Here is a 12,114-nt window from a genome sequence, read left to right as displayed (position 1 = left end):
TGCAGTGGGAGAGCGCCTACGGCAAGGCGTACCAGATCCAGACCTCGCCCGACGGCAACACCTGGACCAGCATCTACTCCACCACCACCGGAGCCGGCGGCACCGAGACACTGACCGTGAGCGGCTCCGGGCGCTACGTGCGCGTGTACGGAACGCAGCGCGCCACCGGCTACGGCTACTCGCTGTTCGAGTTCAAGGTCTACGGCTCGACCGGCGCCACCACCGCCTGCGGCTCGACCAACGCCGCGCTCGGCCGGCCGGCCACCGCCTCCTCCCAGGAGGGTGCGGACGTCGCGGCCGGCAAAGCCGTCGACGGTGACGCCGGTTCCCGGTGGTCCAGCGTGTTCACCGACCCGCAGTGGCTGCAGGTCGACCTCGGCGAGTCGCGGGCGATCTGCCAGGTCGTGCTGCAGTGGGAGAGCGCCTACGGCAAGGCGTACCAGATCCAGACCTCGCCCGACGGCAACACCTGGACCAGCATCTACTCCACCACCACCGGAGCCGGCGGCACCGAGACGCTCACCGTCAGCGGCTCCGGGCGCTACGTCCGCCTCTACGGCACCGCGCGGTCCGGCGGCTACGGCTACTCGCTGTACGAATTCAAGGTGTTCGTCAACGGGCCGGTGACCACCCCGACGACGACCCCGACGACGCCGGCGGGCAACTTCACGACCGTCTGGACGGACACCTTCGACGGTGCGGCCGGCACCTCCCCGGCCGCGGCCAACTGGCTGCTGCGCACCGGCACCGCCTACCCGGGCGGGGCGGCCAACTGGGGCACCGGTGAGGTCGAGACCGCGTCCGCGAGCACGGCCAACGTGTCCCTGGACGGAGGCGGCAAGCTGGCGATCAAGGCGATCCGGGACGGGGCCGGCAACTGGACCTCGGGCCGGATCGAGACCCAGCGCACCGATTTCGAGCCGCTCGCCGGCACCCAGACGAAGTTCAGCGCGGTGCTCAAGCAGCCCGACGTGGCCAACGCGCTCGGTTACTGGCCGGGGTTCCGGGCCACCGGCGCGGCCTACCGCGGCAACTACAACAACTGGCCGGGGGTCGGCGAGACCGACATCATGACCGACGTCAACGGTCGCAGTCAGCTGTCGCAGACGCTGCACTGCGGCACCGCGCCGGACGGGCCGTGCGCGGAGTACAACGGGCGGGCCTCGGGACTGGCCAGTTGCACCGGCTGCCAGACCGGATACCACGAGTACGCGCAGGTCATCGACCGGACCAAGACGGATGAGGAGATCCGGTTCTACCTGGACGGGCGGCAGACCTGGGTGGTCCGCGAGTCGCAGGTGGGCGTGACCGCCTGGAACGCGGCCGTGCACCACGGCTTCTTCCTCCGCTTCGACCTGGCCATCGGCGGCTCGCTGCCGAACGCGATCGCCGGGCGCACCACGCCGACCGCGGACACCACCTCGGGTGGCGTGCTCAGCGTCGACTCGGTCACCGTGTCCCGGGCCGCCGGCACGACCGCGCCGGCGATGACCGATCCGGCCACGCCGGGCGGCCCCAGCGTGGTGAAGGTGACCGGTACGCAGGGCAACTGGCAGCTTCAGGTCAACGGCGCCGGTTACCGGCTCAAGGGCATCACCTACGGTCCGCCGCAGGCCGCCGCCGACGGGTACATGCGTGACCTGAAGAACATGGGCGTCAACACGATCCGGATCTGGGGCGTGGACGACACGTACACTCCCGGCCTTTTGAATCGGGCTGCCCAGCAGGGCATCAAGGTGGTCGTCGGGCACTGGCTCAACCAGGGCGCCGACTACGTGAACGACACCGCCTACCTGAACTCGGTGAAGACCGAGGTGGTCAACCGGGTCAACGCCCTGAAGAACAACCCGGGCGTGCTGATGTGGGACGTCGGCAACGAGGTCATCCTCACCATGCAGGACCACGGGCTGTCGGCCGCCGAGGTGGAGGCGCGGCGGGTGGGTTACGCGAAGTTCGTGAACCAGCTGGCGCAGGCGATCCACGCGGCCGACCCGAACCACCCGGTCACCTCGACCGACGCGTACACCGGCGCGTGGCCGTACTACAAGCAGTACGCGCCCGACCTGGACCTGCTCGCGGTCAACTCGTACGGCGCGATCGGGAACGTCTACAACGACTGGGTGGCCGGCGGTTACACCAAGCCGTACATCGTCACCGAGGGCGGACCGGCCGGTGAGTGGGAGGTCCCGAACGACGTCAACGGCGTGCCGACCGAGCCGACCGACGTGCAGAAGCGGGACGGTTACACCAACAGCGTCAACACCATCAACGCGCATCCGGGGGTGGCGCTCGGGGTCACCGAGTTCCACTACGGCCTCGAGAACGACTTCGGCGGAGTGTGGCTGAACACCTTCACCGGCGGGTGGCGGCGGCTCGGCTACTACGCGCTCGCCGCCGCCTACTCGGGGCAGACGGCGGCGAACACGCCACCGGTCATCTCGTCGATGTCGGTGTCGAACCAGACCGCGGTTCCGGCCGGCGGCACGTTCACCGTGAACGTGGCGGCGAGTGATCCGCAGGGCGATCTGATCCGCTACAACCTGATGTACTCGGACAAGCACATCAGCGGCGGGACCGGGCTGACGAACGTCACCTTCACCGACAACGGCAACGGCTCGTTCACCGCGAAGGCGCCGGAGAAACTCGGCGTCTGGAAGGTCTACGTGTACGCGTTCGACGGCCAGGGCAACGTCGGCATCGAGCAGAAGTCGATCCGGGTGGTGCCGCCGACCGTACCCGGAACGAACCTGTCGAAGGGCCGGACCACCACCGCGTCGACGTACCAGCCGACCGGTACGAACGGTCCGCAGCTGCCGTCGTACGCGACCGACGGCGACTACGGGACGCGCTGGGCCAGCGAATGGGTGGACACCGCGTGGTTGCAGGTCGACCTCGGTTCGGTGCAGTCGTTCAACCACGTGCAGCTCGCCTGGGAGTCCGCCTACGCGACCGGCTATCAGGTGCAGACGTCGGCGGACGGGTCGAACTGGACCAACGTCTACAGCACCAGCAGCGGTGACGGCGGCTTCGACGACCTGAACATCAGCGGTTCCGGCCGCTACGTCCGGGTCAACGGAACCGGGCGGGCCACCACCTACGGCTATTCGCTGTGGGAGTTCGGCATTTACCGATCCTGACGAAATCGGGGGCGCTCCGGTGAAAAACCCGGGGCGCCCCCATAGGGTCTTCGGCATGGACAAGGTCGTTCATTTTGAGGTGCCGTTCGACGACGGCGAACGGGCCACGACGTTCTATCGCGAGGCGTTCGGGTGGAACCTCGACTCGATGCCGCAATACCGGTACACGATGGTCACCACGACGGAGACCGACGGGCAGGGCCGGCCGAGCGAACCCGGCGGCATCAACGGCGGCATGCTGCACCGCCAGGGGCCGATCACCGCGCCGGTCATCACGATCGGGGTGGCCGACCTCGACGAGGCGCTCGCCCGCGTCGAGCAACTGGGCGGCAAGGTGGCGATCGGCCGGCAGCCGGTCGGTGGCGCCGGATTCAGCGCCTACTTCCACGACACCGAGGGAAATCTGATCGGGCTGTGGCAGAGCGCCTGAGTATGGTGCATTGATGCACGTCATGATCTGGAACGTCTGGTGGCGCTTCGGCGACGATTGGCGGCGGCGCGAGGACGGCATCGCCGCGACGATCGAGGCATACCGGCCGGACGTGCTGGGTCTCGTCGAGGCCTGGTCGGGGGACGGCACCGATCAGGCCCAGCGGCTCGGCACACCGGCCGGCCTGCACGCGGCGTGGGTGCCGGCCACCGAGCCGCCGGCCGACCACGCAGGGATCGGCTTCGGACTCGGGCTGCTGAGCCGCTGGCCGATCCTCACCATTCGGCGCTGCGAACTGCCGCACGAGCAGCGCGGTGGGCCCGCACCGGCCGCGCTGCTGGCCACGCTCGACCACCCGCGCGGCCCGCTGCACGTGATCGTGGCCGGCACCGAGTGGGAGCAGCGGTTCGCCGAGGACCACCTGGCCCAGTGCCGCGCGCTCGCCGCCCTGGCCACCGACATCGAACTCGACGGTTCCCTGCCGGTACTCCTGCTGGCCGACCTGAACGCCGGCCCGGACCAGCCCGAGCTGCTGCCGCTGCTGGACGCCATGGTCGACACCTGGGCCGCGGCCGGCGCCGACCCGGCGGCGGTGACGCTGGACTCCGCACTTCCCTGCGCTCCCCGGGACGCGCCAAAACAGATCGACCGGCGCGTCGACCACGTCTTCGCCCGCCCCGGCCGGCCCGGCCTGATGCTCTCGGTCCACGGCGCGTTCCTGGCCGGCGACCGGCCGTTCGGCGGCGTCTACCCCTCCGACCACTACGCGGTCGGCGTCGACCTGGAGCCGTAGCCACTTCACAGGTGAGAAGTCCGCAAGACGGGGATCACGCTGACGATGTGAGCGGGCGACCAGATCACCGGCACAAAAGGGGCAGTACATGACGGTCAGCGCGATCGCTTCCGCGAGCACGAGCAGCGCCGAGTCCGAGCTCAAGAAGTACCAGGACAAGCTGGCCGCCGATCTGGCCGCCAAGGCCGCGATGAAGGCCGCCGAACAGAGCCGGGCGCAGGACCACGAACAGGTCATCACGCAGGACCGCACGGCGGTGGCCAAGGCGCAGCTGGACGTGCAGCACGAGCAGGAGAAGACGCGTACCGCCAGCACCACGGGTTTCCAGAGCAAGCTCGACGTCACGGTGTGATCCGAGTGCGCCCCGCGATGCGGGGCGCACCCGCCGGTTCAGTGGAAGACCTTCAGGCCGACGACCCCGGCCACGATCATCAAGAGACAGACGACGCGTACGACGGTGGCCGGCTCGCCGAGCGCGACCATGCCCACCACCGCGGTACCGACCGCACCGATGCCGACCCACACGGCGTAGCCGGTGCCGATCGGGATCGTGCGTAGCGCGTAACCGAGGCCGATCATGCTGAGCGCCAGCGCGACCACGAAGACCGCGGTCGGGGCGAGGCGGCTGAAACCGGAGCTGCGGTCGAGGGCGATCGCCCAGACGGTCTCCAACACGCCGGAAACCACAAGAACCGCCCATGCCATGACGAGTCACTCCTCAGCGGTCGTCTTGTCATGGCCGGGTACGACGCGCCCTCGTCCGGGATGCCGCTCACGCGGCGCCTTCCGCGAGGGTAGCAAATCTCGTGCCGAGTCCTCCGAAAACTGTTATCCGGAGAGCGCTTCATCGAATCAGTTCAGTTGTTACGGGAGCGTTGCCATCCATCAATATCGAATCGTTGACATAGGTGGATCGAAAAGACAGACTCACGGTCGTGAAAGCAATGGCCCGGGTCCTGCTCGCCGGTGCGCTCCTGCTGGCCGGCTGCGCCAACTCGGCGGCCGACGCGCCGACCTCCCCGGCCGCGACCACGGCCAGTCAGTTCGGTGGCACCGACCTCGCCTGGATCGAGATCAACATCGCGATGGACGAAGAAATGCTGCCGCTGCTCGAGCTGGTCCCGTCCCGCAGCGGCAGCGCTGACGTGCAGGCCCTGGCCCTGCAGGTGCAGGCCTTCACCACCGCCGAGCTGAGCTCGCTGCGCGAGCTGCACACCCAGGCCGGCCTGCCGGCGGAGAACCCGCACGAGGGCATGCCGATGCCCGGCATGGTCACCCCCGAGCAGGTCACCGAGGCGTCCGCGCTCACCGGCAAGGCCTTCGACACCCTGGTGGTCGAGGCGATCGAGGCCCATCTGGACCAGGGTCAGGACCTCGCCGGCAGTGAGGACAAATCGGGGGTCGAACCACAGACCCGCGCTCTCGCCCTGCAAATCATCCGCACCCGGACCTTGGCGATGAGCACGCTGAAAGCGGCGTCCAAGAGCCTTTCCTGAATTCATTCCGAAAATGGGGCGCCGTCGCGGACGGCGCCCCATTTCTCGCGGTTACGGAAGTACGTAGTTCTCGTTCAGGGCGGCTCCGCGGTCCGGCTTGTAGAGGTCGAAACCGCGCGGGTCGCACTGCAGGCCACCGTTGATGCAGTGGCTGGTGAGGGCGGCCAGGGTCGGCGCGTCCCAGGCGTTGTAGACGTCGTAGTGGAAGCTGAAGCCGCGTCCGCTGGAGAAATGGACGTTGCTCATGTTGCCGTTCACCGGCCACGCCATCTTGAATTCGATCATCGGAACGGCGACCGGGTGGTCGTTGGGGCAGACGCCGAGCACCGGATACGCCATGTGGCTCTTGTGATCCGGCGTGTCCAGGTGCAGGCCGTCCCAGCAACTCGGGGCCTGATAGCGCGCGTTCAGCTGGGTGCCGGCCGGGCAGTTAGCGGGAATGTCCCAGTTGAAGGAACTGTCGCCGCATTCGAATCCCTCGACCGCGCCCGGGCTGTTCCGGAAATCGTCGATGGTCGCCGTCGGGCTGCCCACGACATAGCGCAGGCCGGCCGGGAAGGGCCGCACGCTGCGGTAGTCGATGACGCCGCTCTTGTAGTAGATGACCTGGCGGCCGACCGGCTGCACCGCGGTGGTGCCGTTGAGCAGCGTCGGCATCCAGTAACCGGTCTTGTCACCCGGCGTGATGCAGGCCGTGCCACCCGACTGGAGGCTGGCCAGGGTGGTGGCCGCGTTGGTGGTGGTGTTGCCCATGAACGTGTGCGAGTGCGAGGCACCCGGCATGTTCGGGAAGACGATCGGGTCGTCGTTCAGGTTGGTGCGGCTCACCGCGCAGTTGGCCTGGAACTCGTGGTGCGTGGTCGGCGGGTTGGTGTCCGGCGGCGTGGCCGTCGACGGGACCACACCGGTGACCGGCGGGTTGGCCATCACGTAACCGGGACCGTCCGAGGCCGGCGGGTTGGCCAGCGTTCCGTAGACCTTGAACTCGAACAGCGAGTAACCGTAGCCGGTGCCGCGCTGCGTTCCGTACACCCGCACGTAGCGCCCGGAGCCACTCAGGGTGAGCGTCTCGGCGCCTCCGGCGCCATTGCTCTTCGAGAAGACGGTGGTCCAGGCATTGCCGTCGGTCGAGGTCTGAATTTGGTACGCCTTCGCGTACGCGGCTTCCCACTGCAGTTGTACGGAACTGATGGTGGCCGTGCCGCCGAGGTCGACGCGCAGCCATTGGGGATCGCTCCAGGCGCTGCCCCAGCGGGTGGTGGCGTTGCCGTCGACGGCCGCGGCGGCCGGGGCCCCGCCGTTCTCGGTCGATGAGGCGAGGGCCGGTCGCCCCTGCGAGAGCAGGGTGTCGGCGGCGTGCGCCGAGTTCATGCCCACGATGGTGAGAGTGCCGGCCAGGACGGTGACCGCGATCGGCGCGATCAGCCGCCGCAGCCCTCGGTTGCGTTGTTCGGATGGAGTCTTCATTCGGATCTCCAGGGGATAGACGAGTACGCCCGACGCGGGGAACGCCGGGTGGCCGTTTGGAGAGCGCTTTCCGAAGTGTTACGCCCAGATGTCACACCCGTCAATGCGATCCGGTTCCGGAACCTCGGCCGGCCGGGGAACCTCGGCCGGCCGGGTGGCAACATGGACCGCATGCGACGGGACGAGCGGCCGGCGATGACGGTGCGGGCCGGATCGAGGGTGGCGCTCGTCGGCCTGTTCTCGGGCAAGGACCGGAATCCGGCCGCCACGCTCGATCGACTCGCCGCGTCGGCCGAGGCGCACGGCGCCCGGGTCGTCGGGCGGCATGTTCAGCGGCGGGGCGTCTCGCGCGGCGGTGTTTCCCGGATGGCCGCTCCATTCTCCCGGCGCAGGCTGCTGAGTCCCGGCAAGGCCCGCGAAGTGGCGCAGGCCTGCCGGGAGACGCAGGTCGACGTCGCGATATTCGTGAACCCGCTGACCCGGCACCAGCGAACCGTCCTCACCGATCTGTTCGGATGCCTCGTGATCGACAGCGCGGACCTCGCCGCCCCGGACTGCTGAGCGCACCCGTCCCCGCACCCCGGCCCCGCACCCCGGCCCCGCATCGCGCCCCGCAGCCCGTCCCCGCGACCCCCGGCCCCACATCCGGGGCGGCACCGCGCCCCGTACCCCGGCCCCGCGACCCCGGCCCCGCACTCGGGGCGGCACCGCTGCCCGCACTGCGGGATCGACCTCCTCACGCGAGAGTCGCGCTGCGGCCTTGCGCCGCGGCAGGCCGCGCTCGCGCGGTGGGAACTGCCTAAATCGGCGGGGAGCCGTCGCCTCGTACTGGAGAAGGGTTTGGGGTTGATCGATCGGAGAGCGCTCTCCAAATGTGCTATAACGTCTCTATGCAACGGGTACCGGTCGGAGAGCGACTGCCGACTCTCGAGGATGTCGCGCGAGTGGCCGGCGTTTCACGGGCGACCGTGTCCCGGGTGATCAACGGGATTCGTAACGTGGATCCGCAGTTGCACGAGGTCGTGTGGGATGCGGTGGGGCGCACCGGTTACGTGCCTAATCGGATGGCTCGGTCGCTGGTCACCCGGCGCACCGGCACCGTCGCACTCGTCGTGTCCGACTCCGAGTCGCATGATGACGATCCGTTCATGAGCCGGTTCTTCGCCGATCCCTACTTCGGGCGGGTCGTCGGCGGGCTGATGAGCGTGCTGCGCCAAGCCGGCGTGCAGCTGGCCCTGCAGATCGTCGGCAGCGACGACGGGCGCCGGCGGCTGGTCGGCGATCTGCGCAATGGGCAGGCCGATGGTGTGATCGTGCTGTCGTTACCGGCTGTCGATGCCCTTCCGCGCATGCTCACCGAGGGTGGGGTGCCGGCCGTGATGATCGGGCGGCCGGCCGAGCCGGTGCCGATCAACTACGTCGATCTGGCCAATGAGACCGGGGCCACCATCGCCGCCGAGCATCTGCTGGGGCGCGGCTGCCGGCGGATCGGGATGATCTCCGGCCCGGCCGACGTGCCGGCCAGCCATGATCGGATCTCCGGGTTCCGGCGGTCGACGGCCAAGCACGGGCACGGCTGGGTGCCGATCGTGGCCGGCAACTTCACCCAGGAGAGCGGTGAGGCGGCGATGCGCTCGCTGCTGGCCGAGAGCCCCGATCTGGACGGCGTCTTCGTGGCGAACGACCTGATGGCGGTGGGTGCGCTGCTCGCCCTGCGCGACGCCGGCCGGCGGGTGCCGGAGGACGTCGCGATCGTGGGCTTCGACGACAGCAGCGCCGCCGTCTCCGCGGCGCCTCCGTTGACCACCGTGCGTCATCCCCTCGAGGACATGGCGGCCGAGGCCGCGCGGTTGCTGCTGGCCCGGATCGAGGACCCGGAGATGCGGGCCTCGTCGGTGATCTACGAACCGACGCTGGTGCTGCGCAAGTCGGCCTGATTCGAGGCCCGACCTACGGACTGGCCGCCAGGAAGAGGAACGCGGCCAGCAGGGCCAGGTGGACGCCGCCCTGCAGGACGTTGGCCCGGCCGGGGACGATCGTCAGGGTGCCCACCACGACGGTCAGCGCCAGCAGGACCATCTGGGTGCCGCCCAGGCCCAGCAGCAGCGGGTCGGGCAGCCAGATCATCGCGATCGCGATCGCCGGGATGGTCAGGCCGATGCTCGCCATGGCCGAGCCGATCGCCAGGTTGAGGCTGGTCTGCACGCGGTCGCGGGCGGCGGCTCGGACCGCCGCGATCGTCTCGGGCAGCAGCACCAGCAGAGCGATCACCACGCCCACCACGGCCTGCGGCAGGCCCGCGTTGTCGACCGCCGACTCGATCGACGGGGAGACGCCCTTGGCCAGGCCGACCACCCCGACCAGCGCGACCAGCAGCAGGCCCAGACTGGTCAGCGCGGATTTGCCGGTCGGCGGGTGGAGGTGCTCCTCGGTGTCGATGACCTTGCCGGACGTCGTGATCGGCAGGAAGTAGTCACGGTGCCGGCGGGTCTGCACGGTCACGAACAGCGCGTAGAGGGCGAGCGAGGCGACCGCAGCGAAGCCGAGCTGGGCCGGCGAGAACTGCGGGCCGGGGCGGCTCGTGGTGAAGCTGGGCAGCACCAGGCTCAGCGTCGCGATCATCGTGACGGTGGCGAAGGCGCCGCCGGTGCCCTCCGAGTTGAAGACGGCCACGTGCCGGCGCGCGGCCCCGACCAGCAGGGACAGGCCGAGCAGGCCGTTACAGGTGATCATGACGGCGGCGAAGACGGTGTCCCGGGCCAGCGACTGCGCCTTCTCGCCGCCGCTGATCATCAGCGTGACGATCAGGGCCACCTCGATGATGGTGACGGCCACCGCGAGGACCAGCGAACCGAACGGCTCCCCCACCCGGTGGGCGACGACCTCGGCGTGGTGCACGGCGGCCAGCACGGCCCCGCCGAGCAGCAGGGCGGCGAGCACCACCGCCGGCGGTGGCAGGTCGCGGCCCCAGGTCAGGATCAGCGCCGCGACGGCAAGGATCGGGACGACAACGGTCCAGTGCGCGAGATAATCGCGGATCTTGGCTCCCATCCGACAACTCTGCCAGATGCCGCCGCGCGAGGCAGGATAAGAGACATGGCTTACGTGAATCCGGCCGGCGAGTTCACCCGGGATCAGCGATACATCCCCACCCGGATCACCGCGGACGGGCGGGACGGTTATCCGGTGGAGCCGGGCCGCTATCGGCTGGTGGTGAGCCGGGCCTGCCCATGGGCCAACCGGGCGATCATCGTGCGCCGGCTGCTCGGCCTCGAGGACGCGCTGTCGATGGGCATCGCCGGGCCCACCCACGACGAGCGGAGCTGGACGTTCGACCTGGACCCGGACGGGCGCGACCCGGTGCTCGGCATCGAGCGGCTGCAGGAGGCGTTCCTCGCCCGATACCCTTCGTACGACAAGGGCATCACCGTGCCGGCCATCGTCGACGTGCCGACCGGGCAGGTGGTCACCAACGACTTCGCCCAGATCACCATCGATCTGTCGCTGGAGTGGACGGCCTTTCATCGGTCGGGGGCGCCGTCGTTGTATCCGGCCGCACTCCGCGAGGAGATCGACAAGGTCAACCGGTTCGTCTTCGCGGACGTGAACAACGGGGTCTACCGGGCCGGATTCGCCGGGACGCAGGAGGCCTACGAGACGGCTTACCACCGCCTCTTCGACCGGCTCGACAAGCTCTCCGAGCGGCTGACCACGCAGCGCTACCTGGTCGGGGACACGATCACCGAGGCGGACGTGCGGCTGTTCACCACGCTGGTGCGCTTCGACGCCGTCTACCACGGCCATTTCAAGTGCAATCGGAGCAAGCTGAGCGAGATGCCGGTGCTTTGGGCGTACGCGCGGGACCTGTTCCAGACTCCGGGTTTCGGCGACACGATCGACTTCGTGCACATCAAGCAGCACTACTACGTGGTGCACAAGGACATCAACCCGACCCGGATCGTGCCGGCCGGGCCTTCGCTGTCCAACTGGCTCGACGAGCACGGGCGGGAGAAGCTCGGCGGCCGGCCGTTCGGGGACGGGACACCGCCTCCGCCGCCGGTCCCCGCCGAGGTCGTGCCGGCCGAGCACGGCCCGGTCGGCTAACGCAGGTCGGCGTTCTCCAGGATGTGCCGGGGGAAACCGACCCGGGCCAGCTGGAGCATCGACCGGGCGAGGCGGTCGGTCGTCGTCACGTACTTCGGCGCGATCCGCTCCAGCAGCGGGATCGCCGGGGCGACCGCCGTGTAGATCGCGTTGTACCACCGGGTCTTCGACCGCACGCCGTGGGTCGGCTGGATCATGCCGGGACGGACCGCGTAACCACGCGGCAGCAGCTCGATGACCTCGAGCTCGGTGCGGCCCTTCACCCGGGCCCACATCTGCCGGCCCTGCGGGTTGGTGCCGGCACCGCTGACGTAGACGAAACAGGTCTGCGGGTCGATCTCGGCGAGGAGGCGGGCCGCGGCCATCGGGTAGTCGTAGGAGACCCGGGTGTAGTCGGCCTCGGTCATGCCGACCGAGGAGGCGCCCAGGCAGTAGAAGCAGGCGTCGTAGCCGGTCAGCTCGTCGCGGATCGGGGTGAGATCGGCGAAATCCTCGACCTTCACCTCGCGCAGCTTCGGGTGGTGCACACCGGTCGGACTGCGGATCACGGCCAGCACCTGCTCGACATCGGGGGCCAGCAGGCTCTCCCGGAGCACGCCCTGCCCGACCATCCCGGTCGCCCCGAAGATCATCACCCGCATGGCTTTCACCCTATTCGCTGGACCCGCGGAAATGTCGTACGGCGCG

General features: G+C 69.3%; 12 protein-coding genes and 1 riboswitch. Of the genes, 8 read left to right on the top strand and 4 right to left on the bottom strand.

The window, feature by feature from the left end:
* The 4 genes from Ato02nite_RS47980 to Ato02nite_RS47965 form a co-directional block, all read left to right on the top strand.
* Positions 1-3,137, top strand: a 3,137-nt coding sequence (locus Ato02nite_RS47980; protein WP_213013427.1) for a discoidin domain-containing protein, incomplete at its 5' end; no start/stop codon positions are given.
* A gap of 55 nt (positions 3,138-3,192) precedes the next feature.
* Positions 3,193-3,567, top strand: a complete 375-nt coding sequence (locus Ato02nite_RS47975) for a VOC family protein (protein WP_213013426.1) — start codon at positions 3,193-3,195, stop codon at positions 3,565-3,567.
* Between the two features lie 13 nt (positions 3,568-3,580).
* Positions 3,581-4,360, top strand: a complete 780-nt coding sequence (locus Ato02nite_RS47970; protein ID WP_213013425.1) for an endonuclease/exonuclease/phosphatase family protein — start codon at positions 3,581-3,583, stop codon at positions 4,358-4,360.
* An 88-nt stretch (positions 4,361-4,448) separates the two neighbouring features.
* The gene (locus tag Ato02nite_RS47965) at positions 4,449-4,712 is read left to right on the top strand and encodes a hypothetical protein (RefSeq protein WP_213013424.1); all 264 of its coding nucleotides are present in this window, start codon (positions 4,449-4,451) and stop codon (positions 4,710-4,712) included.
* 38 nt (positions 4,713-4,750) lie between these two features.
* Here Ato02nite_RS47965 and Ato02nite_RS47960 read toward each other — a convergent pair whose 3' ends face one another.
* A complete protein-coding gene (locus Ato02nite_RS47960) occupies positions 4,751-5,065 on the bottom strand; it encodes a DMT family transporter (RefSeq protein ID WP_213013423.1) in 315 nt (104 codons plus the stop codon).
* A 13-nt stretch (positions 5,066-5,078) separates the two neighbouring features.
* A riboswitch (guanidine-III (ykkC-III) riboswitch) is annotated at positions 5,079-5,146 on the bottom strand.
* Positions 5,147-5,304: 158 nt separating this feature from the next.
* Between Ato02nite_RS47960 and Ato02nite_RS47955 the strand changes: the two genes are divergently transcribed.
* Positions 5,305-5,856 (top strand): DUF305 domain-containing protein, encoded by a 552-nt coding sequence (locus Ato02nite_RS47955; RefSeq protein WP_246608193.1) that lies wholly within the window; start codon positions 5,305-5,307, stop codon positions 5,854-5,856.
* Positions 5,857-5,907: 51 nt separating this feature from the next.
* Here the strand turns inward: Ato02nite_RS47955 and Ato02nite_RS47950 are convergent, their stop codons facing one another.
* Positions 5,908-7,323 carry a DUF1996 domain-containing protein gene (locus Ato02nite_RS47950; protein ID WP_213013421.1) on the bottom strand — a complete coding sequence of 472 codons (1,416 nt, stop codon included), beginning with the start codon at positions 7,321-7,323 and terminating at the stop codon, positions 5,908-5,910.
* Positions 7,324-7,494: 171 nt separating this feature from the next.
* On the opposite strand from Ato02nite_RS47950, the gene Ato02nite_RS47945 reads away from it, so the two are divergent.
* Complete coding sequence (locus Ato02nite_RS47945) at positions 7,495-7,884, top strand: HflX-like GTP-binding protein (protein WP_213013420.1); 390 nt, start codon at positions 7,495-7,497, stop codon at positions 7,882-7,884.
* Between the two features lie 311 nt (positions 7,885-8,195).
* Positions 8,196-9,260 carry a LacI family DNA-binding transcriptional regulator gene (locus tag Ato02nite_RS47940; protein WP_307854314.1) on the top strand — a complete coding sequence of 355 codons (1,065 nt, stop codon included), beginning with the start codon at positions 8,196-8,198 and terminating at the stop codon, positions 9,258-9,260.
* Positions 9,261-9,273: 13 nt separating this feature from the next.
* Here Ato02nite_RS47940 and Ato02nite_RS47935 read toward each other — a convergent pair whose 3' ends face one another.
* The gene (locus Ato02nite_RS47935; protein WP_213013418.1) at positions 9,274-10,374 is read right to left on the bottom strand and encodes a calcium:cation antiporter; all 1,101 of its coding nucleotides are present in this window, start codon (positions 10,372-10,374) and stop codon (positions 9,274-9,276) included.
* Positions 10,375-10,419: 45 nt separating this feature from the next.
* Here Ato02nite_RS47935 and Ato02nite_RS47930 point away from each other — a divergent pair, with 45 nt between their 5' ends.
* On the top strand, positions 10,420-11,427 hold the full coding sequence (locus tag Ato02nite_RS47930) for a glutathione S-transferase family protein (RefSeq protein ID WP_213013417.1): 1,008 nt from the start codon (positions 10,420-10,422) through the stop codon (positions 11,425-11,427).
* On the opposite strand, the gene Ato02nite_RS47925 is transcribed toward Ato02nite_RS47930, so the two are convergent.
* Positions 11,424-12,068, bottom strand: coding sequence for an NAD-dependent epimerase/dehydratase family protein (locus tag Ato02nite_RS47925; RefSeq protein ID WP_213013416.1), 645 nt, complete (start codon positions 12,066-12,068; stop codon positions 11,424-11,426). The genes Ato02nite_RS47930 and Ato02nite_RS47925 overlap by 4 nt on opposite strands.
* Between the last annotated feature and the right edge of the window lie 46 nt (positions 12,069-12,114).

Origin of the sequence: Paractinoplanes toevensis (assembly GCF_018332695.1) — a bacterium.
GTDB lineage: Bacteria > Actinomycetota > Actinomycetes > Mycobacteriales > Micromonosporaceae > Actinoplanes > Actinoplanes toevensis.
Note: the sequence above shows the minus strand (reverse complement) of the source record. Positions and strands in the feature narration are given on the sequence as shown.

What these genes read in the sequence shown, in the direction of transcription:
- Ato02nite_RS47950 (WP_213013421.1), bottom strand. Translation starts at nt 7,323, where the DNA reads ATGAAGACTCCATCCGAACAACGCAACCGAGGGCTGCGGCGGCTGATC.
- Ato02nite_RS47955 (WP_246608193.1), top strand. Translation starts at nt 5,305, where the DNA reads ATGGCCCGGGTCCTGCTCGCCGGTGCGCTCCTGCTGGCCGGCTGCGCC.
- Ato02nite_RS47965 (WP_213013424.1), top strand. Translation starts at nt 4,449, where the DNA reads ATGACGGTCAGCGCGATCGCTTCCGCGAGCACGAGCAGCGCCGAGTCC.
- Ato02nite_RS47925 (WP_213013416.1), bottom strand. Translation starts at nt 12,068, where the DNA reads ATGCGGGTGATGATCTTCGGGGCGACCGGGATGGTCGGGCAGGGCGTG.
- Ato02nite_RS47930 (WP_213013417.1), top strand. Translation starts at nt 10,420, where the DNA reads ATGGCTTACGTGAATCCGGCCGGCGAGTTCACCCGGGATCAGCGATAC.
- Ato02nite_RS47940 (WP_307854314.1), top strand. Translation starts at nt 8,196, where the DNA reads ATGTGCTATAACGTCTCTATGCAACGGGTACCGGTCGGAGAGCGACTG.
- Ato02nite_RS47935 (WP_213013418.1), bottom strand. Translation starts at nt 10,374, where the DNA reads ATGGGAGCCAAGATCCGCGATTATCTCGCGCACTGGACCGTTGTCGTC.
- Ato02nite_RS47945 (WP_213013420.1), top strand. Translation starts at nt 7,495, where the DNA reads ATGCGACGGGACGAGCGGCCGGCGATGACGGTGCGGGCCGGATCGAGG.
- Ato02nite_RS47970 (WP_213013425.1), top strand. Translation starts at nt 3,581, where the DNA reads ATGCACGTCATGATCTGGAACGTCTGGTGGCGCTTCGGCGACGATTGG.
- Ato02nite_RS47960 (WP_213013423.1), bottom strand. Translation starts at nt 5,065, where the DNA reads ATGGCATGGGCGGTTCTTGTGGTTTCCGGCGTGTTGGAGACCGTCTGG.
- Ato02nite_RS47975 (WP_213013426.1), top strand. Translation starts at nt 3,193, where the DNA reads ATGGACAAGGTCGTTCATTTTGAGGTGCCGTTCGACGACGGCGAACGG.